Here is a 26,256-nt window from a genome sequence, read left to right on the forward strand (position 1 = left end):
CGAATTACTTTGCGCTTTGCGTTGACGTACACCGTCGCTGCCGCTGCCGCTGCCGCTGCCGATGCCGGTGTCGCGAGATCGTTACGCCGAACGCGAAATGACCGCTTGCAGGAATTCACGCGTACGCGCTTCGCGCGGCGCAGTGAAGATCTGCTCCGGCGAGCCGGCTTCGATGATGCGGCCTTGATCCATCACGACCACCACGTCGGCGACTTCGCGAGCGAAGCCCATTTCGTGCGTGACGACGAGCATCGTCATCCCGTCGTTCGCGAGCGCCTTCATGACTTGCAGCACTTCGCCGACCAGTTCCGGATCGAGGGCCGACGTCGGTTCGTCGAACAGCATGACCTGCGGCTGCATGGCGAGTGCGCGGGCAATCGCCACGCGCTGCTTCTGGCCACCCGACAGCGTGCCCGGGTAGACATCAGCCTTCGCGGCGAGACCCACCTTGGTGAGCAATTCGCGAGCGAGCTTTTCGGCGTCGGCGTGCTTCATACCGCGCAGCTTGCGCGGAGCGAGCGTCACGTTATCGAGCACTGTCAGATGCGGGAACAGATTGAACGACTGGAACACCATGCCCACTTCCGTGCGCAGATGATTCAGTGCGTTCTCGCCCATCATCTTGCCGTGATCGACGAGCTTCTTGCCGACGATCTCGATGGTGCCCTGCTCGGCCGTTTCCAGCCCGTTGCAGCAACGCAGGAACGTGCTCTTGCCCGAACCGCTCGGGCCGATGACCACGACGACCTGACGCGACTGCACTTCGAAGTCGATGCCCTTGAGCACCTGATGGCTGCCGTAAGCCTTGCCCAGCCCTTCGATCTTCAGAATCGGGGCGCCGTTGGTTGTCTTCACTTCGCTCATTGCACGGCGCCTCCGGCACGCAGGGACTTCTCGGCGCGCTGCAGCAACAGCGTAGTGACACCGGTCAGAATCAGATAAACAAATGCAATCGCCAGATACACTTCCAGCGATCGATACGACACGCTGATGATCTTCTGACCTTCGTGCATCACGTCATGAATCGTGAGCAGCGATACAAGGGCGGAGTTCTTGATCAGCGCGATGAATTCGTTGCCCAGCGGCGGGATCATGCGCACCACGGCCTGCGGCAGAATCACCGAGCGCATGGCCTGACCGTAAGGCATGCCGAGCGAGCGGGCGGCTTCCATCTGACCGCGCTCGATCGACTGGATGGCGCCACGCACGATTTCCGAGACGTAAGCACCGCTATAGATGCCCAGACCCAGCACGCCGCACACAAACGCCGGCAGCAGAATATTGAACTGAGGCAGACCAAAGAACAGGATGAAAAGCTGCACCAGCAGCGGCGTGCCACGAATGAACGTGACGTAAGCGGTACAGATGCCGTAGCGAATGCGGTTGGCCGGATTGAGTCGGCCCATGCCGACCAGCAAACCCAGGACACAGCCGAGGGCCAGGGCACAGGCGGTGACTTCGACGGTCACGAGCGCGCCACGCGCCAGGTCCGTCCAGTTTGCCCACACCGGCGAAAAATCGAGTTCCATGCGTACTCCGTCAGTTGCTCTACTGCGCTATTGCTTTATTACAGGGGCGGGCGACGTCACTCCAGCAGAAGCGACGGCCAGCCCGCCCGGTATTGCTCGGGTAATACGTGATGCGAATGACGCGACTTACTTCGAGGTACCGAAGTACTTGGTCACGAGCGCGGCGTACGTGCCGTCAGCACGCACCTTTTCCAGCGCCTTGTTCATTTCTTCGGTCAGCGCCTTGTCGTCCTTGCGCAGCGCGAAGCCATAACGCTCGACGGTCAGGGTCTTGTCGAGCACCTTGACGCTCGGGTTGGCCTTGGCGTACAGCAGCGCTGCGGGCTTGCCCGTCACAGCGGCGTCGGCACGGCCGATCTTCATGAGTTCGAACATCTGGTCGTTCTTCTCGACTTCCACGCGCGCGACCTTCGGGTAGTTTTCCGTCAGGAACTGCACCGACTTCGTACCGACCTGCACCGACACCTTCTTGCCGTTCAGATCGGCCGGTTCCTTGATGCTGGTGTTGTCGGCCTTGACCATGATGGCCAGACCGCCGGTGTAATACGGGTGCGTGAAGTTCACGGCCTTCAGGCGTTCGTCGGTGATGTAGATCGCCGAAGCGGCCACGTCGACACGCTTGGACAGCACGGCCGGGATCAGACCCTTGAAGTCGATATCCGTCCACTCGACCTTCTTGCCCATGGCCTTGCCCAGCGCTTCGACCATTTCGACGTCGAAGCCGGTGCGCTTGCCGTTATCCACATATTCGAACGGGGGGAACGTGGCGTCGGTGGCAACACGCAGCACGTCGTCAGCAGCGAAGACCTTGCTCGAGCAGGTGACGGCCAGCGCCATCGTGAACAGGATGTGACGCAATTTCATCTGGTACTCCTTCGTGTAGTCTCGGTTCGGAAAAACCGGTTAAAAGTACTGCAATCGATTCGAAATACGCTCGGCTGCCGCCACCGTGAGGCGGATCAGCTCTTCGTGGCGCTGCGCCACACGCACGGCCGGCGCCATCAGCGTGATGGTGCCCTCCAGACGTTCCTTCGCGGCAAAGACCGGGGCCGACACGCCCCAGACGCCGAAATCTACTTCGCTCTCCGACACGGCGTACCGTTGCTTGCGAATCTCTTCGATCTGCGCGGCCAGACGCTCCTGCGCGACGGGCTGGCCAGCCAGTTGACGGCCAATCAGATTCTCGCGGGTTGTCTGGGGCAGGAAGGAGAGCAAGGCCTTGGCCGAGGCGCCATGCACCAGCGGGTGCGCACGGCCTTTTGCAAACGAGCAGCGCAGCGATTGCTCGCTCTCGTGCATGTCGAGGCAGACGACCTGACCGTTGGCGGCGACGAGCAGACCGACCGTCTCCCCGGTGCGCTGCACGAGGGCGTCGATCTCTTCCCGTGCCTGAGTCACAAGATGCGAGTTGTGGTCGAAACCCCACGCCAATTGCACGCCGACCGGACCCGGTTCGTAGAGCGCCTCATGGGCGTGCTCTTGTACCAGCCCCCACTTCTTGAGCGGAACGAGGTGGCGGTAAACCGTAGAGAGCGGCAGGCTCGTTTGCGCGGCGATCTCGCGTGCCGCGATCGGGCGTCCATGACGCGCTACAGTCACGAGGACTTGCAGTACGCGCTCGGAGACCGAATGAGCTTCGGTGGTGTCCATCGTCTTCAAAAACCAAAGAAAGCAAAAAAATCAGCAGGCTGTGCCGCCGATGACGACATGGGCGCTATCTTGCGATGCAATTCCCAAAGTAAAAAATGTGATTCTCATCGGATGGTAACAAATTGGGAGATTACGCATAGGGACTTTCCCTTATGCATCGCGGAAGCCCACCATAAAAAAACGCCGAAACCCTTGTTTGACAAGGCATCCGGCGCTTTTAAGCAAAATTTGAATAAAGCTTCTGATTAGCGACTCCTGGTAGTCATTTGCGAATTCGCGGCGTCCGATAGCCACTCGATGAGAATCGGTTTTTGCACTTTCCCAAGTGCGCTCTTGGGGAGGTTCTCGAAAATGACGACGCGTCGAGGCAGTTTGAAGCGCGCGATGCGCGCGCCGAGAAAGTCGAGTACGGACGCCTGCGTCGCACCCGCTTGTGGTGTCGTCACGACCACGGCCACCGGCACTTCACCCCAGCGTTCGTCCGGCACGCCGACGACCGACGCTTCGAGCACGCCCGGGCAATCGACGAGCGCGTTCTCGATTTCGGCGGGATAGATGTTCTCGCCCCCGGAGATGATCATGTCCTTGCTCCGGCCGACGACTTCGAAGCAACCGTCTTCGCGCAGGCGCGCCAGGTCACCGGAGTGGAACCAGCCGTCGTCGAACGACGCGTGATCGGGCGCGCGCCAGTACTCGCGCATCACGTTCGGCGCCCGCACGAGAATTTCACCGACGTCGCCCGGTGCCACGTCCTGCCCTGCCGGGTCGACCAGACGCACTTCCACGCCGGGACACGCCCGCCCGACCGCGCCGGGGTACGCCTTCGCCTCGCCGAAGCGCAATGCGATGGACACCGGCCCCGTCTCCGTTGCGCCATACACCTGCCCGAGCGGAATACCGCGCGCGTGGAAGGCGTCGATGGCGGACATCGGCACGACGCTCGATCCCGCCATGACGCCCCGCAGCGACGAGAGATCGCTCGCGCCCCACGCCGGGTGCGTTTGCACGGCGCGCAGGGTGGCGGGCACCATCAGCGAGAGCGTCGGACGATGGCGTGCGACATCGGCGAGCCACGCCGCCGGATCGAAGCGCGGATGCAGGGTGACGCTCGCGCCACAGAGCAGCGCGGGCAACGTCTGAATGCACAGACCGCCGACGTGAAACATCGGCAGCGTCGAAAGAATGTGATCGTCGGCACGCATGTCGTGCGACCACCAGCTCGCTTCGGCATTGGCCAGCAGCCCGGCCTGCGTATGCAACGCGCCCTTGGGTTCGCCGGTCGTACCGGACGTGTAGGCGAGCAGCACGGGCGCATCGGGTGGCACGTCCGGGTAGTCGACCGGCTTGACCGACGGCACGGCAATCAGGCCGTCGATAGGCGCAATGGCCGGCGGCGGCAAATCGGTGATGGTGTCCTGTTCGAGCAGATCGCGAATCTGACGTGCGGCGTCGCGATGCGTGGCGTCGAACCACAGCACGCGCACGCCCGCATGACGCACGATGGCGGCCAGTTCCGGCACGGCGAGCCGGAAGTTCAGCGGCAGAAAAATGGCACCGGCGCGCGCGCAGGCAAAGAGCAGCGCCAGTTGCAATGCGTCGTTCAGACCGAGACAGGCGACGCGGTCGCCCGGCGCAATGCGCCACGTCTCGCGCAAATGACCACCAACACGCTCGACACGACGCCACAAGGCGGCGTAGTCGGTCGTGACGGCTTCGTCACCGATACCGCAGCGCAGCGCCAGCCGTTCGGGCGTGGCGCGCGCATGACGGGCAAGCGCTTCTACAAAAGGCGTCAACTTCTTCTCCGTCACAAGAGAGACGGCGAGGCCATCGCCACCTGGCGAGCTCGCCGATTCGCTGAACCACGGCACTCCGGATGGGCGAAGCGCGCGCTTCGCCCTGGATGACTTATTCGTCGCGCTCACCCGGCTCGTACAACGCCTCGCGACCGATGCGGTCGAGGCACAGCTCGGCTGTCCACGGCAACATTAGCGCGCCGCAACGCGAATCGCGATACATGCGTTCGAGCGGCAAGGTCTTGAGCATCGACTGGCCGCCGCACGTGCGAATCGCGAGACGGCACAACTCGTTGGCATTCTCCATGATCGTGTACTGCGCTGCATACGCGCGCAAGCGCGCTTCCTTGCCCGGATCGGCCCGGCCGTCCTGCAAGGCCCGCAGGAACAGCGCGCGCGTTTGCTCCAGCATGATGTGCATCTGCGCGACGGCGATCTGCTTGGTCGGATACATGCGACGCTTGACCGGCGCGCCCATGCCGTCGGCTTCGCCACGCAGGTATTTGACGGTGAAGTCGTACGCCGCCTGCGCGATCCCCATATAGGTCGGTGCGAGCGTCATGAACATGTGCGGCCAGCGGCTCGCCGCCTGATAGTAGACGCCGCGCGGCATCAGTTGCAGTTCGTCCGGGACGAACACGTCCTTGAAGAGCAGCGTACGCGAGACGGTGCCGCGCATACCGAGCGGATCCCAGTCGCCGGTGACGGTCACGCCCGGGGCGTCGCCCGGCACGGCGATGTAGAACGTGTCCTTCATCGACAGCTCGGGCTTGTCTTCCGTGCACAGCACGCCGTAGTAGTTCGCCGCGCCCGAGAGCGACGCAAAGATCTTGCGGCCGTTGATCCTCCAGCCGCCGTCGACCTTCGTCGCCGTGGTGCCGAACGGGGCCTTGCCGGCGGCGGCCGCGCTGCCTTCGGAGAACGGTTGCGCGTAGATCGCACCATCCTGAATCACGCGCGCGAAGTGATGCTTGCGATAGCCCGCATGCTCGGTGCGTTGCTCGGGCGTCATGTCGAGATCGTCGGACAGAATGCCCGTCCACATCATCGAGCAGGTGTGCATGTTGAACGTGAGCGCGGTCGCGCCGCAATGGCGGCCCAGCTCGGCGGACACCATCATGTACGTGGCGAAGTCGGCCCCCAGCCCGCCGTCTTCTTCCGGGATGCACAACTTCAGCAGACCGGCGGCGCGCATGTCGTCGTAGTTCTCGAACGGAAACGACGCTTCGCGGTCCCAGCGCGCCGCGCGCGGCGCGAGCGACTCGCGGCCGACCTGTTCTGCCAGCGCCAGCAGGCGCCGCTGCTTGTCCGTGAGCGGGAAGTGCTCGCCGACGATCGAGGGAGGCTGATAGGCCACGGTTGTCTCCTGATGTTTGTTCTAGAGCGTTGCGAGGAAGGTGCGCACCTCGGCGTCGAAGGCGGCCGGGTGTGTCAGATTCATGAGGTGGCCTGCGCCGGGCAGGCAGACGTAGCGCGCGTCGGGAATCGACTCGGCCATGCGTGCCATCACTTTCGGCGGCGCGTTGGTGTCGTGTTCGCCCGCGATCAGCAACACCGGCACATTCAGACGCGCCAGTGCCGCGCGCTGCTCGAAGCCGACGAGCGCCTGCAACGCGGCGCGATAGGCCGGTGGCGTGAGCGCGCCCATGGCGTCGACGGCCAGTGCGTGCGCGCTCGCGCGCGTCACGTCATCAGGCTCGCCGAGCATGCCCGGTATGATCGCTTCGGCCATCTCGCGCAGGGTCTTGCCCGCGTCGAGCGGCGCTGTGCGCTGACGCACGAATTCGCGCTGGAAGTCGCCGTCCGGTTTGCCGAAGGCCGGTGACGTGCCACACAGCACGAGGGCGGCGACGTCGCGGGTCGCAGGTGCGCCGCGCGCCATCAACTCCTGCACCACCATGCCGCCCATGCTGTGTCCGACGAGGACGAAGCGTGGCGCGTCCGATGCCTCCGACGTCGAGCGCAACGTATCGAGCAACGTGCGAAGGCTATCGGCGAGCGCCGCCATCGTCGGCTCGGCAGGCATGGCGCTCTCGCCATAGCCCGGCATGTCCCACGCCACGACGTGGTAACCCGCAGCGACAAACGTGTCGAACTGCGCAGGCCACACGTGCCGGTTGCCGCCGATGCCGTGCAGCAGCACGAGCGTGAGCGGACCGTCGCCAGCCTCCCGGTAGGCAGGCGCGGCCATCGTGGGCGGCGTCATGAGGCGAACTCGCCTTGCAGTTGCCCGTCGCGCACGACGACGTCGCCGTCGAGGGCGATCGTGCATTTACGCAGCGGCAGGTCGAAATGGCCCAGCGTATGGCGTCCCGCGACCTCGTTGGCCCCCGTCGAATAAAGGAAATTGCCTGCGAAGGCACGCTGCTCCGTGCCGTTGCAATCGCGCTTGTCGTAGCAGGCGAGTGCCTCCCAGCGGGCGCGCGGGTTCAGGCCGAAGCCGACGTGCGACACGGCGTACGCCTCGCGGTCGCCCCACGCGGCGAAGTAATCGCGCATGAGGTCGACGTCCACGCCCTCGCCGTCGATAGCCACGACATAGTCGTCCTCGACGGTGAGCGCGATGCGATCGCGCAAGTATTGTTTGAAGGTGAGATTGATGTCCCCCGGCGCGAGCACGAGCTGGCCGTTGACGCTATGCGCAGCAGGGAACGCCAGCGCGAGACCGCCGGGCCAATGCGCGACCTGCCCCGGTTTGGCGCACCAGCCCCAGACGCCCCCCACACGCGCGTCGCGAAGTCCGATGCGCAAATCGGTACCGGCAGCGGACGTCACATGCATTTGCGCTGCACCGCGCAAACGCTTGATCGCAGCGCGCACTTTCGGCTCCAGCGCCGGGTCGGTGGCGCAGCGTTCCAGAATTTCGGGATGTTCGTTGGACACCATCAGCACGCGCGCACCGCCGCCCAGAATCTCGGGCAGTTCGGGCGCATGTAACAGGCCTTCGACGGTGCAGTCGACGACGAGCGTCGCCGCCTTGAGGGCGGCCACGACAGGGGCGAGTTGCCCCAGCGCGTCGCTTGCCCCGGTCGAGCGCACCGGCACCGGCGCACTGACACGCGCACTGGGCACGACCAGCCGGAACGGCCTTGCGCCAAGCGCCTCGGCGGCCAACTGCGCCAATTCCACATTGACAGGCCGGGATTGCGTTTCAGCTACAATCGCCACCACATCACCGGGTCGTATGTCGCAGCGCCGCAAGGTCTCGGCAAATACGTCGATCCACTTATGCTCGATTCGCTCGATCAGCATATCGTCTCCTGAGCGTCCGACCCTTGCGCCCTTGCCGGGCAGCGTTGGCCATCACGCGTCTTGTCGATCTGTTGTTCGTGCCATAGTATATGAATATTCATACAAATCAACCCGATCAAATTAGCCGGACGGGAGTGCAGGGAAAGTGAACGCCAATCGCGCTTCGGCGCCTGATTTCGACAGCGCAGCTTTTCGCAGTGCGCTCGGTCAATTTGCGACCGGTGTCACCGTGATCACCACGCGGGCCGACGACGGCTCGCTCATCGGCATCACCGCCAGTTCGTTCAATTCGGTGTCGCTCACGCCGCCGCTCATCCTGTGGAGTCTTGCCACGCGTGCGGGCAGCATGCCCGTGTTCCGCGAAAACACGCATTACGCCGTGAACGTGCTCGCTGCCGATCAGCTCGACCTGTGCAAGCGCTTCGCGACGATGAAGGGCGACCGGTTCGCGGGCGTGCCGTACACGCTGTCGGCGTCGGGCACACCGGTGCTGGACGGTGCACTTGCCTGGTTCGAATGTCACAACCGCAGCCGTTACGACGAAGGCGATCACGTCATCTTCGTGGGTGAGGTGGAGCGTTGTGGCGTGCATACGGAGGTTGCAGAGCGCATGCCGCTGATCTTCCACGCGGGCGGCTTCCACAAACCGCAGTCGCTGGGCTGAGTCACCTCATGTCCGTCGCGCGGCCGGTTACCTCGGCGACCCCGGCTTCCTCCGACACGCCGTTCGTCGACGACTATCTGCTGTATCTGCTCGCCCGTGCGAGCGCGCTCGTGTCGGACGAGTTTCACCGCGAAGTGGCCGCCGCCGGGCTCGGCGTGCTGGAGTGGCGCGTGCTGGCCACGTTGTCCGACGGGCAGGCGCGCATCATCAATCAGTTGGCGGACATCGTGCTCGCCAAGCAGCCGACCGTCACCAAGGTCGTCGACCGGCTCGAAGCGTCGGGCGACGTCGTGCGGGGCGAGAGCGCCACTGACCGTCGGCAATCGCTGGTCTCGCTCACCGAGGCGGGCATCGCCCACGTCACCCCGTTGCTGGCAGGTGCGCGACGTCATGAGGCGAGTGTGCTCGCACGATTCGGTGAGCCGCAGTCGGCACAACTCAAGGAAGCGCTGCGCGAGCTTATCGATCAGATGACGGATCGACGCTAGTCGCCCTCCTCGCTTACGCACTCCCCTCGCACTCCCCCCCTCCCCCCTTCCCCCTCCCCGTACCCCGCCAACGAATTCGGGTGAACTCGCATCGAATTCGATCAAATTCGAAAAACTTAAAAGAATCCACCGCGAAATCGGCGTAAATGTATGCCTGACTTCAATTCCAGCGGCCTGAGCATTCGAATACGCAAGCACCTGCGGCGAAGAATTTCCTACACTATCCGGGATTTCTTCCTCCACAAAACGCGCCTCACCAAGCGCTTGCGTATGAACGTTTCGAACGCTTCGGAAGCACCGAATATGGCGGCCAACTCCGCAGATGTGGCCACTGCGACCGAGCGTCGCGTGTGGGACATCAGCGCGCCCTTGTCCGCAGACACGCCCGTATGGCCCGGCGACACGCCGCTGACCGAGCAAGCCGTGTGGCAGATCGGCCCCGGCTGCCCGGTCAACGTCGGCCGCATCACGCTCTCGCCACACACTGGCGCGCACGCCGATGCCCCGCGTCATTACGACGACGCCGGCGTTTGCATCGGCGAAGTCGACCTTCAGACGTATCTGGGGCCTTGCCGGGTGATCCATTGCATTGGCGCGTCGCCGGTCGTCACGCCGGAGATGGTCGCGCCGCACCTCGCCAACGTTCCGCCGCGCGTGCTTTTGCGCACTTACACGCAAGCGCCGGTCTCGCACTGGGACAGCGAGTTTTGCGCCGTTGCGCCGGAGACGATCGATTTGCTGGCGTCGCATGGCGTGAAGCTCGTGGGCATCGATACGCCCTCGCTCGACCCGCAGCAGAGCAAAACGATGGACGCCCATCACCGCATTCGTGCGCATCGCATGGCGATCCTCGAAGGGCTGGTGCTCGACGCCATCTCACCGGCCGATTACGAACTCATCGCGCTGCCGCTGAAGTTCATGCGGCTCGATGCGAGTCCGGTGCGCGCAGTGCTTCGCGCACTCTGAGCATCGCGGCGCCCACGGTTTTCTTTTTTCATTCAACGCTTTTACTCATTACTCCACTACGCAAACCATGACGTCTTCTCGCAACGATTGTCTGGCCCTCGACGCGGCCGATGCGCTTGCCCCGCTGCGCGCACAGTTCGACCTGCCGCCCAATGTGATCTATCTCGACGGCAACTCGTTGGGCGCGCGTCCGATCGCCTCGGCCAAGCGCGCGCAGGAAGTGATTACCGGCGAATGGGGCGTGGGCCTAATCCGCAGTTGGAACGAAGCCGACTGGTTCGCGCTGCCGCGCACGCTCGGCGACAACCTTGCTCCGATCATCGGTGCAGGCAAGGGCGAAGTCGTCGTGACGGACACCACGTCGAGCAACCTCTTCAAAGTGATGGCCGCCGCGCTCGACGCGCAGCGTGAGCGTTCGCCCAAGCGCCGCGTCGTGATTTCCGAGCGCAGCAACTTCCCGACCGATCTGTACATCGTGCAAGGGCTGACGCGTCTGCTCGACGACGGTTACTCGCTGCGTCTGATCGACTCGCCGGACGAACTGCAAAGCGCGCTGGGCGACGACGTCGCCGTGGTGCTGCTCACGCACGTGAACTACCGCACGGGTGCGATGTACGACATGAAGGCGCGCACGGCCGAGATTCATGCGAGCGGCGCGCTGGCGGTGTGGGATCTGTGCCACTCGGCCGGGGCTGTGCCGGTCGATCTGAACGGCGCAGACGCCGATTACGCCGTGGGTTGCACGTATAAGTACCTGAACGGCGGCCCGGGCTCACCGGCGTTCGTGTGGGTCAACAAGAAGCATCAGGACACGTTCTGGCAGCCGCTGTCGGGCTGGTGGGGCCACCGCACGCCGTTCGCGATGACGCCGGAGTACACGCCGGACGACGGCATCGGCCGTTACCTGTGCGGCACGCAGCCGATCGTCTCGCTGTCGCTGGTGCAGTGTGGTCTGGACATTTTTGCGCAAACGTCGATGGACGCATTGCGTCGCAAGTCGCTCGCGTTGACCGACCTGTTCATCAAGCTGGTCGAAGCGCGTTGCGCCGATTTCCCGCTGACGCTGGTGACGCCGCGCGATCACGCGTCGCGTGGTTCGCAGGTGAGCTTCGAGCATCCGGAAGGTTTCGCAGTGATTCAGGCACTGATTGCGCGCGGCGTGATCGGCGACTACCGTGAGCCGCGCATCATGCGTTTCGGCATGACGCCGCTGTACACGAGCTTTGCCGACGTGTGGGATTCGGTCGAGATTCTGCGCGACGTGCTGAGCACCGGTTCGTGGGACAAGCCCGAGTTCCGTCGCCGTGGCGCGGTGACCTGAGCGAGGAGTTGTCAGCATGACCAATCCGTCCCCCAAGACTACGACGCCGACGTCCGACTCGCCCACGCAGGGCGGGTGCCCGTTCGGGCATGGAGGCGAATCGACTGGCGGCGCGTCCGCCACGTCCGCCAGTACGTCTGCCAACGCCACGCAGTGGCACGACGCACAGCTCGATTTCTCGAAGAGCATGAGCTATGGCGACTACCTGTCGCTCGATCCGATTCTGAATGCCCAGCATCCCCGCTCGACGGACCACAACGAGATGCTGTTCATCATTCAGCATCAGACGAGTGAACTGTGGATGAAGCTCGCACTGTACGAGTTGCAGGCGGCGCGAACGGCGGTTCACAACGACGAACTGCCGCCAGCGTTCAAGATGCTGGCGCGTGTGTCGCGCATTCTCGAGCAGTTGGTGCAGGCGTGGAGCGTGCTGGCGACGATGACGCCATCGGAGTATTCGTCGATGCGTCCGTCGCTGGGCAGCTCGTCGGGCTTCCAGTCGTATCAGTACCGCATTCTGGAGTTCATGCTGGGCAACAAGAATGCGGCAATGCTGGCGCCGCATTCGCATCGCCCGGACCTGTATCAGCAGGTCGAAGCGGCACTCAACGCACCGTCGTTCTATGACGAAGTGGTGCGCCTGCTGGCGCGCCGCGATTTTGCGATTGCACCGGAGCGTCTCGAGCGCGACTGGACGAAGCCGACACCGCACGACACGACCGTCGAAGCCGCGTGGCTTGAGGTGTATCGCAATCCGTCGCAACACTGGGAGCTATACGAGATGGCCGAAGAACTGGTCGATCTCGAGGACGCTTTCCGCCAGTGGCGCTTCCGTCACGTGACGACGGTCGAGCGCATCATCGGCTTCAAGCAAGGGACCGGCGGCACGAATGGCGCGCCCTATCTGCGCAAGATGCTCGACGTGGTGTTGTTCCCTGAGCTCTGGCACGTGCGGACGTTGCTGTGAGTTTTTTTGCTGTGTGGTGAAAACCGTCGTTTAGAAACGGTTAGCGCGCCTGCCCATACCCGGGGCAGCGGCGCTTGCCCGGCCCCTGACTCCGCTCCAAGACCTTTTAAGTCGCTACGTCAGGGGCCGGACAATCACCGCCATCGGATGTCCGGAAACTTGGCGCGGTTGTCGATCGTTCGGTGTCATCGCAACGACGACGGTGACGAATCGGGTTGGGTGTCGCCCGCGGTGCGACTTAAAAGGTAGTGGAGCGCCGCGGGCGACACCCAACCCGATTCACCCCAGACCGATTAAGCGTTTCCGCTGAGACGAGCGGCCAACTGTTTCAATCGAGGTCCGATCTCCTCCCGAAACACAGCATCCGGAATCGAAGAAGACGGCCCGCTGCAACTGATCGCGAGCCAGCGGTTTTGCCGGATGTCGCGAAGCGGCACGGCGACGGCGTTGACGCCTTCATGCCACTCGCGAAACGAGTAGCAAAGCCCCTCCCGCTTGTACGATTCGATCCCTTTGTCGACGCCCGATTGCAACGCGTCCCAGCCGACGTTGCGCAGCGCGGCGGGATTGGCGTCGTAGGCATCGTGCAGATCCGAGAGCATCGTCTCGCGCTCTGTCGGCGTCATGGCCGCGAGGTAGACGCGCCCCATCGAACTGGTCAGCATCGACAGACGGGAGCCTGCCGTCAGACCCAGCGTGAGATGCGCGGAATCGCTGCGAATCGTCTCCAGATACATCATATCCACGCCCTCGCGACAGCCCAGCGAGATCGAACATCCCATTTCTTTGGCAAGCGCGCGCATATGCGGACGCGCCAGCGTCAGCATATCCGTGCCGTTCAGGAAGGCGTAGCCGAGGGCCAGCACGCCCGCGTCCAGCGCATATTTGCCGAGGTCAACGTCGTAGCGCAGGTAGCCGAGTTCGGTGAGGGTGTAGGCCAGACGGCTCACCGTCGCTTTCGGCAAGCCCGTGCGCGCGGCGAAATCGCGGTTGCCGAGCAGCATGTCGTCCGGTCCGAAAGCGCGCAGCAGTTCGAGGCCTCGCGCCAGCGCCGTGACGAACTTGCGCTCGTCGTGCGACGGCGATACGCCATGAGCCGGCGCACCGGTAAGGGCAGACAGGGACGTTTTGATCACAGCCATCGCGCACTCCGCATCGACTTCGCAGTCACATTGAACATACCGGGCAAGCAGGGTCGGACATGATCAAACAGATTCGGCCAGCGCATGCACTGGCCGTTTGCCCGGGAAAAAATTTTAGTGTTAAACTAACTTCGATTTCAGAACATTGTTCCGCATTGCGGAACTTTCGTCAAGTTGATTCGAGGAGATGGGTCATGGCAGGCAATGCACAGTTTCACTGGGAAGATCCGCTGTTGCTCGACGCGCAGCTCACCACCGACGAGCGCATGATTCGCGACGCGGCCGCCGCATATGCGAACGACAAGCTCGCGCCGCGTGTGCTCGAAGCGTTCCGTCACGAGCGCACCGACGCATCGATCTTTCGCGAAATGGGCGAGATCGGCCTGCTCGGCCCGACGATCCCCGAACAATACGGCGGCCCCGGTCTGAACTATGTGGCCTACGGCCTGATTGCCCGCGAAGTCGAGCGCGTGGATTCGGGCTATCGCTCGATGATGTCCGTGCAGTCGTCGCTGGTCATGGTCCCGATCTATGAATTCGGTAGCGAAGCGCAAAAGCAGAAGTACCTGCCGAAGCTCGCCAGCGGCGAATGGATCGGCTGCTTCGGTCTGACCGAGCCGAACCACGGTTCGGACCCGGCTGGCATGACCACGCGGGCCAAGAAGGTCGCCGGCGGTTATGAGCTGAGCGGCAGCAAGATGTGGATCACGAATTCGCCCATCGCCGACGTCTTCGTCGTCTGGGGCAAGCTCGCCGACGAAAACGGCGAGGAGAAGATCCGCGGCTTCATTCTGGAAAAAGACTGGAAGGGTCTGTCGGCCCCCGCGATTCATGGCAAGGTCGGCCTGCGTGCGTCCGTCACCGGCGAGATCGTGATGGACCAGGTCTTCGTGCCGGAAGAGAACCTGATGCCCGGCGTCTCCGGTCTGAAGGGACCGTTCACGTGCCTGAACTCGGCCCGCTACGGCATCGCCTGGGGTGCACTGGGCGCCGCTGAATCCTGCTGGCACATGGCGCGTCAGTACGTACTCGATCGTCAGCAGTTCGGTCGCCCGCTCGCCGCCAATCAGTTGATTCAGAAGAAGCTGGCCGACATGCAGACGGAAATCACGCTGGGCCTGCAAGGCTGTCTGCGTCTGGGTCGCATGAAGGACGAAGGCACGGCGGCGGTCGAAATCACCTCGATCATGAAGCGCAACTCGTGCGGCAAGGCACTCGACGTGGCGCGTCTGGCGCGTGACATGCTCGGCGGCAACGGCATCTCGGACGAATTCGGCATCGCCCGCCATCTCGTGAACCTCGAAGTGGTCAACACCTACGAAGGCACGCACGACATCCACGCCCTGATTCTGGGTCGCGCGCAAACGGGTATTCAGGCGTTCTTCTGATTCCCGAACGCGCAGGGAACAGGAAGCGCGAGAAGTGCGGGGGACTCGCGGTCCCTCTTCGGGAGCCGATGACGTATCGGTCTCCCGGGTCCGACCGGTTCGCCCCCCGTCTGCGCCCCGCTTTTGTGTCGCTGTTGTTGGGTACGCGTCGTTTCTCGAGCCGCATGTCGCGGGCCGTCAATCCAACGAGGGACGGCGCGTACCCAACAAAAAATGCCAGCTCATGCGAGCTGGCATTTTTTATGTCTTGCTTCGGCATGAGCGGCGCATCGTCGTGCAACCGCCCATCCATCACCCATCGATTACTTGTTCGGCTGCGGCGTGAGACGCAGATACGGACGCACGGCCTTGTAGCCCTTCGGGAATTTTTCCTTCAGCACTGCCTCGTCCTTGAGCGACGGTACGATCACCACGTCTTCGCCATCCTTCCAGTTGCCCGGCGTAGCGACCGAGTAGTTGTCGGTCAGTTGCAGCGAATCGATGACGCGCAGAATTTCGTCGAAGTTGCGACCCGTGCTTGCCGGGTACGTAATGATCAGGCGCACCTTCTTCTTCGGATCGATCACGAACAGCGAGCGCACCGTCACGGTTTCGCTGGCGTTCGGGTGAATCATGTCGTACAGCTGCGAAACCTTGCGATCGCCGTCCGCCAGGATCGGGAAGTTCACCGTAGTGTTCTGCGTTTCGTTGATGTCGCTGATCCAGCCTTTGTGCGACTCCGCATCGTCCACCGACAAGGCGATGGCTTTCACGTTACGTTTTTCGAACTCGCCCTTGAGTTTTGCAGTCAGACCCAGTTCGGTCGTGCACACCGGCGTGTAGTCGGCCGGATGCGAGAAAAGGACACCCCAGCCATCGCCGAGGAATTCGTGAAACTTGATCGGGCCGATCGATGAATCCTGCTCGAAGTCGGGAGCGATATCACCCAAACGCAATGTCATTTACGGTCTCCTTGAGAACCTTTCACTCAGTGGGATCAAGACTAAAGGATGCTAAGCTTAGTCAGAACGAATAAAAAATTTGTTCCAAATGAATTCTGGAAATATACCGCGGCGAGTCTGTTGTTTTCTGGCAACGACGCGTTGAAAGCGGTACGATAACCCCAATGTCAGTCGCACACCCTCCGCATTTTCCTCCCAGAAACGGGTAACGACTATGTCGCAAGTGCATACCAACAAGGAGAAGTTCATGACCGATATCAAATCCGTACTGGCCGACGCCGAAGACCTGCTCAAGCAAGCCGCCAACACGACCGGTGAGCGTGCTTCCGAATTGAGCGACAAGGCCCTCGCCCTGCTCAAGCAAGCCAAGGAAAAGGCGTCGGACGTTCAGGTCGTTGTGGTTGAGAAGAGCAAGCAGGCCGCTCGCGCCACGGACGACTACGTGCACGATCATCCGTGGCAAGCCGTAGGCATCGCCGCCGGTATCGGCGTGGTGATCGGCCTGCTGCTCAACCGCAAGTAAGCTCGCTGAATACGCGCAGTCAGCGCGATCGGCATAAGTCACTTCCTCGCCTACTCTGCCAAAGGCGGAGCCTGCCTGACCGGTGCGACGGGTCGGGTGGGCCGCCCCGTCCAGCCCATGACCGACAATGATCGCACGACCCCGCCGCGGCCTTCGCTACGGCGCCTCGCCGGTGCGTTGCTCGAGATCCTTCAGTCGCGCATCGAACTCATCGGCATTGAATTGACCGAAGAGAAGGAACGCCTGATGGGCGTTGCATTTCTCGGTCTTGCCGCCATGCTCTTCGGTGTTCTCGCCCTCGTGTCGCTGACCGCACTGGTCATCGTCATTTTCTGGGACACCTATCGGCTCCAGGCCATGACCGGCATCTTCGTCGTGTATCTCTTGCTCGCGAGCTGGTGCGCCATGCGTGCGCGCAACATTCTGCGCGATGCCCCGATGCCGTTCGAAGCCACGCTGGCCGAGTTCGAAAAGGACCGTGACGCCCTGCGTCCGGACTGAAGGAGACCCGCCCGTGCCGCTGGAACAGAACCATCCACAACGACCGCGTCGCCCGCATCGGTCGCGACGCTCCCGTCACGAACTCCTCGCCATCCGCAAGGAAATCGTGCTCACGCGCATTGCCGTCGAGCGTGCGGAACTGATTCAGGCGTCCCGTGTGACGCGCGAGCGCCTGCGCAACTTCCGCTGGGTCCGCTACCTGTTGCCGGGCGGCCTCGCACGCTTCTCCGGACTCGGCGGCCTCGGTGGCCTCGGTGGCCTCGCCAACTCCGGCCTCAAACTCGGCGGTCTGCTCGAACGATATCCGCTCGTCAGCTCGGTGGCGTCGATTGCGCTGACGGGCCTCTCCCACACGTCTATCGGACGCATCGCCCGTCGCGGACTCAAGTGGGGCAGCCTCGGGGTGCTCGCGTGGCAAGGCATCAAGCTCTGGCAGGAATCGACGAAAGGATCGTCGACACAAGCCGACGCTTCGACAGACGCCGCGACCTCAACGAATCCCGCAACAACACCATCGCGCACAGCCGCCAAAGACAACGATCGTGGCTCCCCGCCGTTGATGTAATACCGGCATTTGCGGCAAACCGGCCTCCAGGTCCGGTTTGCCCTTCCGCCTCTGCCTCGCCCTCCTCGCCCTGCGCCCACTCCTCGCTCTTCTCCCCCCTTCTCGCTCCGCTCCCCCCTCTCGCCCTTCTCGCCCTTCTCGCTCTTTTCCCCCCTTCTCGCTCCGCTCCCCCCTCTCCCCCCTCTCGCCCTTCTCGCCCTTCTGTCTCACCGCGCCATCTCCGCGCCGCTCCTCATTCGTGCACTCGCGGTCGTGCCCCCCGCTCATACGGCCGACTACGCATCGCAACGCTTTGCGACCCGTGCGCGGCCGTAGGCGTTGATGGTGATACAGATGCGTCGATCATGCCCCGCGATGCGCACCGTGCCCGACAGCCATTTGCGCGCCTCGGTCCGGATGAAGCCACTTTCGGCGAATGCCAGCCCTTGCGTGTAATACAAGCCCCACCTCGCCTCGATACTCACGCCCGAGGGCAGCGGCGCATGACGCCCCAATAGCGTCTCACCCGCGTCGAGCCGGTGATTTCGGTTCTCGTCGACAAACGTCACCCAACCGCTGTTCAGACTCACGCCGTCGTGCGGTGCGATGGCGATTCGCCGATGTCGCCCCAATGCCTCGGCTCGCGACGCTTGCATCGTCGCCAGAAATGCGCGCGCCGTCGCCTCTACTGCCACGCGACGCCGCACCGCCTCTATCGACGGCGCGACAGCAAACAGAGCAACGGCAAGCACCGCCATCGCCACAAGGCATTCGATCAGCGTGACGCCACGCATCGGACGCGCGCCACGCGCGTGATATCTATATCGCCTATATGGCCTACCTCTCCCATCGATCTGCCGGGACACGCTCCCCCCATCACACATCGCAACGCTCACGTCCGGCCCCCGGCACCTGTGTCGTTATCGCGCTGTCGTGCCACGTCGCGACTTCGCGCCAGTTCAACCTGCGCGACGAGAACGATATGGGCGCAGCACCTCCCGCCGCCTGACGTCCATGAGACGCACGAACCTCATAAATCGCTTGCAGGAAGACTCTCGTGCCGGGCAACTTGCCGCATCCCATCGCGCTTACGCGGTAGCGGCGCACGCGCGACTCTCTTGCCGCCTTCGCCTCGCGCGCGTCCGGCAAATACTCGGTGAACGCAATTCGCTCGATGAAGTACCGCGCACGGGTCACAGAGACGACGCGCACGTCATTCCAGCCAATCCCGACCCAGCCCGCCATTTGATTGGGCTCGCGGCTTCCGTCGCGATAACGCGCGCCGATAACGCCATGCGGCCCCTCGTCGAATTCGTACGGTGCAGCGATATCCGGCGCATCCGCGCCGCCGACCAATCGCTCGCGAGCCGCCCGGAGTGCATCGTGCGCCGCGCCGAAAGCGAGCACCCTGTCGTTCGTGTACGCGATGAAGCGCGTCGCCAGTTCACGATGTTGCATGCCTGAGGCCGCCAGCGCCATCAGGGCCGCGAGCCACATCACGATGAAGACACCAACCATTTCGCCTCCTCGCGAATCCCGCCATCGTTGCGCCGGTAGGCCACCACCGTGAACACATGCAAATGGACGTCACCGGCATTGGTCAGCCACTTGTACTCGCGACCTCCGGACGCCGCATCGAAGACTTCGACGGTCCGACCCGCACGCTGCTTTCCCCCCCGTCGCGGTGCGCCCCTTAACACGAGCGAAAATGCCACGGCACCCACGTTCTCCCAGCCACCGGACCCTGCGGGCGCACTGGGCGGCTTGCGTCGCGCGCTCTTCGCCGGCGTCATCCATCGCAATGGTCCGGCGCCCCCGGCACGCACGCCCAGCCGGATATACATCGCCTCGACACCGGCGACCAGTACCTGCGCCGCACGCAGCGTTGTGATCTTGTATCCCCGGTCGCCGTATCGACAGAACAGCGACGGGACGCCGTCTTCGCCCTTGTCGACGTAGAAGGCACTGACGTTACGTTCGTCACCATCGCTTCTCGCTCTGACGGTTGCCCCGCCGCAGTTCTGCACCGCGCCGTTGCCATTGCCGTTTTCGTCGCCGAAGCCCGCACCGTGGTACTGCACCTCCAGCATCGTGCTGCCCTGCCAGCCACGCTTCGGGCACGTGTCCACCGTGCTTGCGCATTCGGCACTGGCTCGCAGTGACGGCCAATCGCCTAGCCCGGGTCGCACAGATCGATCTGCGTTGAGGATCGGACCTTCCAACGGATCCCAGTTTCGATATCCGGCCATGCCCACAGCACGCGTGAGCTGGTTCAGCGCGAACGCAGCACGCTCGTTCACCTCGTATCGTTCCGCCTGCACGCGCCATAGTCGGATGCCCGCGAGATAGATCGCCGTCGCAGCCATCACGATCAGCAGACCCAGCGGCATGGCGATCACCCATTCGAGCAGGGTGAAGCCGTGCATGCGACGCTTACCTGCCGGTAGACGACTAGTCGTTGGCGATGTCGTCATGGCAGACGCTCAACCGCCATGACACCTTGCATCGCAGGCGAAGGCAAAGCGGTTGTGACTACGGTGTGCGCAACCGTCCCGGCGGCCGACGACACACCGCCCGCCGCTTGCCAGTGCGCGAAACCCTGCGCACCGGCGACAAGCGCCGTCATCGTGAACAAGACGTCGAGCAGCGCCGCCCCTCGCATCCTGCGTCGACAACGGAAGTGCGGCGAACGCGGTCTCGACGGTGTCGATGCCGACGCATTCCCCGACGTATGTGGCGACAATCGGCGTGTTCCTGACTTGTGTGGCAGCGCCGCGCCGACTTCATTTCGTGCAGCACCGCTCAGTGAGGACGGTGCGCGCGCGCGATTCATCTGTACATCACGTGACGTGTGATGCCCGATGCGTTGCAGCACGTGGTGGCGATCCTGTTGCATGGTGCGATTCCTCGACTCGTTGACGACGTGCCCATCGTCTCGCACCACCCTCCCCAAACCAATCGGACAACACCGCAAAACCCGCCCCGTTATGCGCGACCTCACTTCTCGTACACGAGATCGTGCACCGCGCCATGCCCGAGAAACATCGCCGCAGTCGCCCGCGCGGCGCTCGCCGTTCTCGCCATCTTCGTCGCGCCGGTCGCTCGCATCGCACCCGTGCGGACCATCACGCTGTTCACATCCGTCATCGCCCAAAAAAAACGGCGACCGAAGTCGCCGTCTTTCTTCTCGTCGATAGTCGCGGGTCGCGCCGCATGTGCGCGTCACCTAAGCATCACACTTACCTCACTCGAAAGCGTAAGGGGCATCGACGAAGCACGCACCGTCATCACCCCTTGAGGGACTCGATGAGTTCGACGTAAGCCGTTTGCACTTCTTCCTTCGATTTTCCCTTGAGCATTTCCCAGGCATCGAATTTGGCACGGGCAACGAAGTCCATCGCACCGGGGCGTGCGCCGGAAACGTCGCCTTCCGTGCCTTGCTTGAACAGCGCATAAATGCGCAGCAGCGTCAGATTGTCGGGGCGTTCTGGCAGCGTCTTGGATTGGGCTACCGCCTCGTCGAAGCGGGCTTGAAGATCGCTCATGGTGTCTCTCCCTGGAAAACAGTCAGCTTATAAGTGACCCGCGCGACGACCGGGCAATGTCCGCAAAATCAATTGCGGCACACGCGTCGACGCTCGGGATGTTGCGAAGACAACGCGAACAAGGATAGCGACGATGGCCTACGCAAGGTAGGGGCCAGCGTAGAACCCCGCGTCTAAACCTCTTGGGAACTGAGCGGATTCCTCAGAGACACGGCACCGCACAACGCGCGGCATGCCCGTCAATGCAAAACGCCCGGCAAATTCAAATTCGAATTGGCCGGGCGTTTCGACTTGCGAGTCTTGCATCACCGCGAGACAGTCAGGCAGCGCGAGCCGCCCTCACATCCCGCCGTGAGATCACGACGCAGACGCTGCCGGAGCAGACGCCGCGCCGGCATTGGCCGGAACGCTGCGCTCTTCCCACCCGCCGCCCATCGCTTTGTACAGCGTGACGAGGTTGGTCCAGCGCGCCAGACGCGTCGCAATCAGCGTTTGCTGCGACGAATACAGCGAGCGTTGTGCGACCAGCGCGTTCAGATAGCTGTCCACGCCATTGCGATAGCGCATATCCGAGAGTTTGTAGCTCTCGTCGCTCGCCTTCACGAGCGATTCCTGCGCCGCAATCTGATCGTCCAACGTGCCGCGTGCAGCCAGTCCGTCCGACACCTCGCGGAACGCCGTCTGAATCGCCTTCTCGTAGTTGGCGATCTCGATGCGCTTCTGCACCTTGGCCAGATCGAGGTTGGCGATGTTCTGCCCGCCCGCGAAAATCGGCAGCGTGATGGTCGGTGCGAACGACCATGCACCCTGCCCGCCCTTGAACAGATTGCTCAGCGATGCGCTCGCCGTGCCAGCACTCGCCGTCAACGAAATCGACGGGAAGAACGCCGCACGTGCCGCACCGATGTTCGCGTTGGCACCCTTGAGCGTGTGCTCGGCAGCCGTCACGTCGGGACGGCGCAGCAGCAAGTCCGACGGCAGCCCGGCAGGCAGATCGGCCAGCAGGCCCTGCCCGTCGAGCGGACGTGCCGGCGGCAAATCGGCCGGCAGCGGCTGGCCGATGAGCAGCGCCAGCGCGTTTTCGTCCTGCGCCACCTGACGCGTGTACTGCGCGAAGTTCGCACGCGCCGTATCGACCGGCGTCTGCGCCTGACGCAGATCCAGCCCGGAGGCCGTGCCCACGTCGAAACTGCGCTTGGTCAGGCTATACGACGATTGCTGGCTCTTGAGCGTGTCCGCCGTAAGCTTGAGCAGCTCCTGATCGGCCAGCCACGTGAGGTAGGCCGTCGCCACTTCCGAGACGAGCGTGATATGCGCTGCCTTGGCTGTGTCCTCGCTCGCCAGGTACGACTCCAACGCCTGATCCTTCAGGCTCTGGATGCGACCGAACAGATCGAGTTCGTACGACGTGAAACCCACGCCGACCTGATAGCTGCGACTGATCCCCGCACGCCCCGACGCCGACAGATCCGCCGGCGAGCGCTGAACCGACGCCTGACCTGCCGCCCCCACCGAGGGCAGCAGCGCCGAGCGCTGGATCTGGTACTGCGCACGTGCGGCTTCGACGTTGAGCATCGAGACACGCAGATCGCGGTTGTTCTCCAACGCGATCTCGATCAGCTTTTGCAGACGCGGATCGGCGAAGAAATCTCGCCATCCCAGATCGGCGGCCACGACATTGCTGTCGGCGGCCCCGTTCTGGTTCGCCGCGCCAGGCGTCTTGTAAGCCGGGCCCGTGGGGAACGACGTGGCGACCGGTGCCTCGGGCCGCTCATAATGCGGCGCGAGGGTACAGCCTGCCAGAAACGCCGCCGCCAAGGCCATCGGCAATGCTTTGTGCTTCATAGGTCAGTTTCCTTCCTTGGCGGGACCGGTGGTTGCGTCCGGGTCCTCATGACGCGCTTCCGGATGTTCCACCGTGTCCAGATCCTCATGGGCGAAGCGCTTGCGCACCAGCACGAAGAAGACCGGCACGTAGTAGATCGCGAGGAACGTCGCGGCCAGCATACCGCCGATCACGCCGGTACCGATGGCGTGCTGCGACGCCGAGCCGGCACCGTTGGAGATCGCCAGCGGCAGCACACCGAGAATGAACGCCATCGACGTCATCAGAATCGGTCGCAGACGCAGTCGCACGGCTTCCATCGTCGCTTCCATCAGCGTGCGGCCCTGCTCCTGCAGATCCTTGGCGAATTCCACGATCAGAATCGCGTTCTTCGCCGACAGACCCACGGTGGTGAGCAGACCCACCTGGAAGTACACGTCGTTGGACAACCCGCGCAACGTAGCGGCCAACAGTGCCCCCAACACGCCCAGCGGCACCACCAGAATCACCGAGAACGGGATCGACCAGCTTTCGTACAACGCGGCCAGACACAAGAACACGATCAGGATGGAGATCGCATACAGCGCCGGTGCCTGCGAGCCCGAAATACGCTCTTCGAACGACAGACCCGTCCACTCCAGACCGATACCCGGCGGGAGTTGCTTCGCGATTTCTTCCACTGCCTTCATCGCGTCGCCCGACGACTTGCCCGGTGCCGGCATACCCTGAATTTCCACGGCAGGCACACCGTTGTAGCGTTCCAGACGCGGCGAGCCATACGTCCACTTGCCCGTGGCGAAGGCGGAGAACGGCACCATCGTCCCGCTGCTGTTACGCACGAAGAGCTTGTTGATGTCCTGCGGCAGCATCCGGTCCTTCGGTTCCGCCATCACGTATACCTTCTTCACACGACCGCGGTCGATGAAGTCGTTCACGTACGACGAGCCCCACGATGCGGACAACGTCTGGTACACGTCGGCAATCGACAGACCCAGTGCAGCGGCCTTTTCTTCGTCGACGTCCACCTTGTACTGCGGCGTGTCGTCCAGACCGTTCGGGCGCATGTTCGCCAGATTGGGGTTCTTCGCCGCCATGCCCAGCATCTGATTACGGGCGGCCATCAGGGCGTCGTGACCCAGACCTGCACGATCCTGCAACTCGAAGTCGATACCGCCCGCGTTACCGAGTTCCGGCACCGACGGCGGGTTGATCGCGAAGATCATGGCGTCCTTCACGCTGGCGAACGCCTGGTAGGAACGCGCAATCACGGCCTGCACCTTGAGGTCGGACGATTGACGGTCTTCCCACGGCTTCATCATCGTGAACGCCAGACCCACGTTCTGACCACGGCCGTTAAAGCCGAAGCCCGTCACCGTGAAGATCGAACGAACCGAGTCTTTTTCCTTCTCCAGGTAATGCTTCTCGACCTGCTTCATGACGTCGAGCGTACGCTCCTGCGTCGCACCCGGCGGCAATTGCACGAGGTTGAAGAAGTAACCCTGGTCTTCGTCCGGCAAGAACGCCGTCGGCATGCGCACGAACAGGAAGCCGACGACCGCCACGATCACCACGTAGACGATCACGAGCGGCGTGGTGCGCTTGAGCAAGCGCTCCACCTGCCCCTGATAGGCTTTCGAGCCACTGTCGAACTTGCGGTTGAACCAGCCGAAGAAGCCGCGCTTCTCGTGCACCTCACCCTTCTTGATCGGCTTGAGGATCGTTGCGCACATGGCCGGCGTGAGCACGATAGCCACGAGCACCGACAACGCCATGGCCGCCACGATGGTCAGCGAGAACTGACGATAGATGGCGCCGGTCGAGCCGCCGAAGAATGCCATCGGCACGAACACGGCCGAGAGCACGAGCGCCACGCCCACCAGCGCGCCGACGATCTGATCCATCGCCTTCTTCGTCGCCTCTTTTGGACTCAGCCCCTCTTCTGCCATCACCCGCTCGACGTTTTCGACCACCACAATGGCATCGTCGACGAGCAGACCGATGGCGAGCACGAGGCCGAACATCGACAGCGTGTTGATGGAGAAGCCTGCCGCACCCATGATGCCGAACGTACCGAGCAGCACCACCGGCACCGCAATCGTCGGGATGATCGTTGCCCGCAGGTTCTGCAGGAACAGATACATCACGAGGAACACGAGCACGATACCTTCGATCAGGGTCTTGATCACTTCCTCGATCGAGATCTTCACGAACGGCGTGGTGTCGTACGGGTAGTCGACCTTCATGCCCTGCGGGAAGTACGGTTCGAGTTCGGTGACCGCCTGCTTGACGGCGGTGGCCGTCTGCAGCGCGTTCGCGCCGGTGGCCAGCGTAATCGCCAGACCGGCTGCGGGCTTGGCGTTGTAACGCGCCACGACCTGATACGACTCGCCACCCAGTTCAATACGCGCCACGTCACCCAGACGCACTTGCGAGCCGTCCTTGTTGACCTTGAGCAGAATCTTGCGGAACTGCTCCGGCGTTTGCAGGCGGCTTTGCGCCGTCACGGTCGCGTTAAGCTGCTGGCCCTTCACTGCAGGCGCGCCGCCCAGCTCACCGGCCGAGATCTGCACGTTCTGCGACTGAATCGCGTTCGAGACGTCGATGACGGTCAGGTTGTAACCGTTGAGCTTCTGCGGATCGACCCAGACACGCATGGCGTACTGCGAACCGAACAGCTGGACCTGACCCACACCGTTCACACGGCTGATCGGATCCTGCACGTTGGCTGCAATATAGTTCGCCAGGTCGATGTCGGTCATGGTGCCGTCATCGGAATACGCGCCGATCACCAGCAAGAAGTTCTTGGTCGCTTTCGCCACCTTGATACCCTGCTGTTGCACCTGCTGCGGCAGCAGCGGCGTGGCGAGTTGCAGCTTGTTCTGCACCTGCACCTGGGCGATGTCCGGGTTCGTGCCCTGAGCGAACGTCAGCGTGATCTGAGCGGTACCCGAGCCGTCGGACGTCGACGACATGTACTCAAGGTGATCGATACCGTTCATCTGCTGCTCGATCACCTGCGTGACCGTATCCTGCACGGTCTGCGCCGAAGCGCCCGGATAGGTCGCGGTGATCTGCACGGAGGGCGGTGCGATCGGCGGGTACTGCGAGACCGGCAGCTTCAGAATCGAAAGCGCACCGGCCAGCATGATGACAATGGCGATCACCCAAGCAAAGATCGGGCGATCGATAAAAAACTTTGCCATGAATAAGGCTC

26 protein-coding genes are annotated in these 26,256 nt (G+C 63.1%); 9 read left to right on the forward strand and 17 right to left on the reverse strand.

The genetic code is table 11. The features are described from left to right. Nucleotides 1-81: 81 nt before the first annotated feature. From MB84_RS17985 to MB84_RS18020, 8 genes are all read right to left on the reverse strand, one after another. Complete coding sequence (locus MB84_RS17985; protein WP_046292751.1) at nt 82-864, reverse strand: amino acid ABC transporter ATP-binding protein; 783 nt, start codon at nt 862-864, stop codon at nt 82-84. Beyond that, nucleotides 861-1,529: an amino acid ABC transporter permease gene (locus MB84_RS17990; protein ID WP_039396703.1), complete on the reverse strand. Its 669-nt coding sequence runs from the start codon at nt 1,527-1,529 to the stop codon at nt 861-863. The genes MB84_RS17985 and MB84_RS17990 overlap by 4 nt, the downstream gene beginning before the upstream one ends. A 126-nt stretch (nt 1,530-1,655) precedes the next feature. Further along, nucleotides 1,656-2,393: a transporter substrate-binding domain-containing protein gene (locus MB84_RS17995; RefSeq protein ID WP_046292752.1), complete on the reverse strand. Its 738-nt coding sequence runs from the start codon at nt 2,391-2,393 to the stop codon at nt 1,656-1,658. A 39-nt stretch (nt 2,394-2,432) separates the two neighbouring features. Continuing rightward, nucleotides 2,433-3,179, reverse strand: a complete 747-nt coding sequence (locus MB84_RS18000; protein WP_039396700.1) for an IclR family transcriptional regulator — start codon at nt 3,177-3,179, stop codon at nt 2,433-2,435. 245 nt (nt 3,180-3,424) lie between these two features. Beyond that, nucleotides 3,425-4,975 carry a class I adenylate-forming enzyme family protein gene (locus MB84_RS18005; RefSeq protein ID WP_046293960.1) on the reverse strand — a complete coding sequence of 517 codons (1,551 nt, stop codon included), beginning with the start codon at nt 4,973-4,975 and terminating at the stop codon, nt 3,425-3,427. Nucleotides 4,976-5,087: 112 nt separating this feature from the next. After that, nucleotides 5,088-6,332, reverse strand: coding sequence for an acyl-CoA dehydrogenase family protein (locus MB84_RS18010; protein WP_046292753.1), 1,245 nt, complete (start codon nt 6,330-6,332; stop codon nt 5,088-5,090). A 21-nt stretch (nt 6,333-6,353) separates the two neighbouring features. After that, nucleotides 6,354-7,181, reverse strand: coding sequence for an alpha/beta fold hydrolase (locus MB84_RS18015; RefSeq protein ID WP_052652549.1), 828 nt, complete (start codon nt 7,179-7,181; stop codon nt 6,354-6,356). Beyond that, nucleotides 7,178-8,227 carry a 2,5-dihydroxypyridine 5,6-dioxygenase NicX family protein gene (locus MB84_RS18020; protein ID WP_046292754.1) on the reverse strand — a complete coding sequence of 350 codons (1,050 nt, stop codon included), beginning with the start codon at nt 8,225-8,227 and terminating at the stop codon, nt 7,178-7,180. Before MB84_RS18020 ends, MB84_RS18015 begins: the two co-directional genes overlap by 4 nt. Before the next feature lie 145 nt (nt 8,228-8,372). On the opposite strand from MB84_RS18020, the gene MB84_RS18025 reads away from it, so the two are divergent. The 5 genes from MB84_RS18025 to kynA all read left to right on the forward strand — a co-directional run bounded on the left by MB84_RS18025 (nt 8,373) and on the right by kynA (nt 12,633). After that, nucleotides 8,373-8,891, forward strand: coding sequence for a flavin reductase family protein (locus MB84_RS18025; protein ID WP_046292755.1), 519 nt, complete (start codon nt 8,373-8,375; stop codon nt 8,889-8,891). 8 nt (nt 8,892-8,899) lie between these two features. Further along, nucleotides 8,900-9,379 (forward strand): MarR family winged helix-turn-helix transcriptional regulator, encoded by a 480-nt coding sequence (locus tag MB84_RS18030; protein ID WP_046292756.1) that lies wholly within the window; start codon nt 8,900-8,902, stop codon nt 9,377-9,379. A 303-nt stretch (nt 9,380-9,682) separates the two neighbouring features. Then, complete coding sequence (gene kynB / locus MB84_RS18035) at nt 9,683-10,345, forward strand: arylformamidase (RefSeq protein ID WP_046293962.1); 663 nt, start codon at nt 9,683-9,685, stop codon at nt 10,343-10,345. 67 nt (nt 10,346-10,412) lie between these two features. Beyond that, entirely contained in the window at nt 10,413-11,666 is a 1,254-nt protein-coding gene (kynU, locus tag MB84_RS18040; protein ID WP_046292757.1) for a kynureninase, read from the forward strand. 16 nt (nt 11,667-11,682) lie between these two features. After that, nucleotides 11,683-12,633: a tryptophan 2,3-dioxygenase gene (gene kynA / locus MB84_RS18045; RefSeq protein ID WP_046292758.1), complete on the forward strand. Its 951-nt coding sequence runs from the start codon at nt 11,683-11,685 to the stop codon at nt 12,631-12,633. 293 nt (nt 12,634-12,926) lie between these two features. Here kynA and MB84_RS18050 read toward each other — a convergent pair whose 3' ends face one another. Continuing rightward, nucleotides 12,927-13,775: an IclR family transcriptional regulator gene (locus MB84_RS18050; RefSeq protein ID WP_245725400.1), complete on the reverse strand. Its 849-nt coding sequence runs from the start codon at nt 13,773-13,775 to the stop codon at nt 12,927-12,929. 194 nt (nt 13,776-13,969) lie between these two features. On the opposite strand from MB84_RS18050, the gene MB84_RS18055 reads away from it, so the two are divergent. Further along, a complete protein-coding gene (locus tag MB84_RS18055; RefSeq protein WP_046292759.1) occupies nt 13,970-15,163 on the forward strand; it encodes an acyl-CoA dehydrogenase in 1,194 nt (397 codons plus the stop codon). A gap of 302 nt (nt 15,164-15,465) precedes the next feature. Here MB84_RS18055 and MB84_RS18060 read toward each other — a convergent pair whose 3' ends face one another. Beyond that, a complete protein-coding gene (locus tag MB84_RS18060; RefSeq protein ID WP_046292760.1) occupies nt 15,466-16,104 on the reverse strand; it encodes a peroxiredoxin in 639 nt (212 codons plus the stop codon). A gap of 214 nt (nt 16,105-16,318) precedes the next feature. On the opposite strand from MB84_RS18060, the gene MB84_RS18065 reads away from it, so the two are divergent. The 3 genes from MB84_RS18065 to MB84_RS18075 all read left to right on the forward strand — a co-directional run bounded on the left by MB84_RS18065 (nt 16,319) and on the right by MB84_RS18075 (nt 17,693). Then, the gene (locus tag MB84_RS18065) at nt 16,319-16,627 is read left to right on the forward strand and encodes an ElaB/YgaM/YqjD family protein (protein WP_044456631.1); all 309 of its coding nucleotides are present in this window, start codon (nt 16,319-16,321) and stop codon (nt 16,625-16,627) included. A gap of 117 nt (nt 16,628-16,744) precedes the next feature. Then, on the forward strand, nt 16,745-17,128 hold the full coding sequence (locus MB84_RS18070; RefSeq protein ID WP_046292761.1) for a phage holin family protein: 384 nt from the start codon (nt 16,745-16,747) through the stop codon (nt 17,126-17,128). Between the two features lie 13 nt (nt 17,129-17,141). Then, nucleotides 17,142-17,693 carry a DUF3318 domain-containing protein gene (locus MB84_RS18075; RefSeq protein WP_052652551.1) on the forward strand — a complete coding sequence of 184 codons (552 nt, stop codon included), beginning with the start codon at nt 17,142-17,144 and terminating at the stop codon, nt 17,691-17,693. A 275-nt stretch (nt 17,694-17,968) separates the two neighbouring features. On the opposite strand, the gene MB84_RS18080 is transcribed toward MB84_RS18075, so the two are convergent. From MB84_RS18080 to MB84_RS18110, 7 genes are all read right to left on the reverse strand, one after another. Beyond that, on the reverse strand, nt 17,969-18,466 hold the full coding sequence (locus tag MB84_RS18080; protein ID WP_046292762.1) for a GspH/FimT family pseudopilin: 498 nt from the start codon (nt 18,464-18,466) through the stop codon (nt 17,969-17,971). An 82-nt stretch (nt 18,467-18,548) separates the two neighbouring features. Then, nucleotides 18,549-19,190, reverse strand: a complete 642-nt coding sequence (locus MB84_RS18085) for a pilus assembly PilX family protein (protein WP_052652553.1) — start codon at nt 19,188-19,190, stop codon at nt 18,549-18,551. Next, nucleotides 19,169-20,098, reverse strand: a complete 930-nt coding sequence (locus tag MB84_RS18090) for a PilW family protein (protein WP_046292764.1) — start codon at nt 20,096-20,098, stop codon at nt 19,169-19,171. Before MB84_RS18090 ends, MB84_RS18085 begins: the two co-directional genes overlap by 22 nt. 571 nt (nt 20,099-20,669) lie before the next feature. Further along, nucleotides 20,670-20,801, reverse strand: coding sequence for a hypothetical protein (locus MB84_RS31480; protein WP_281192309.1), 132 nt, complete (start codon nt 20,799-20,801; stop codon nt 20,670-20,672). 158 nt (nt 20,802-20,959) lie between these two features. After that, nucleotides 20,960-21,217 (reverse strand): acyl-CoA-binding protein, encoded by a 258-nt coding sequence (locus MB84_RS18100; protein WP_046292766.1) that lies wholly within the window; start codon nt 21,215-21,217, stop codon nt 20,960-20,962. 357 nt (nt 21,218-21,574) lie between these two features. Beyond that, entirely contained in the window at nt 21,575-23,062 is a 1,488-nt protein-coding gene (gene adeC, locus MB84_RS18105; RefSeq protein WP_046292767.1) for an AdeC/AdeK/OprM family multidrug efflux complex outer membrane factor, read from the reverse strand. 3 nt (nt 23,063-23,065) lie between these two features. Next, nucleotides 23,066-26,245 (reverse strand): efflux RND transporter permease subunit, encoded by a 3,180-nt coding sequence (locus tag MB84_RS18110; RefSeq protein WP_046292768.1) that lies wholly within the window; start codon nt 26,243-26,245, stop codon nt 23,066-23,068. Nucleotides 26,246-26,256 lie beyond the last annotated feature (11 nt).

It is taken from the genome of Pandoraea oxalativorans, from assembly GCF_000972785.3.
Classification (GTDB): Bacteria; Pseudomonadota; Gammaproteobacteria; order Burkholderiales; family Burkholderiaceae; genus Pandoraea; species Pandoraea oxalativorans.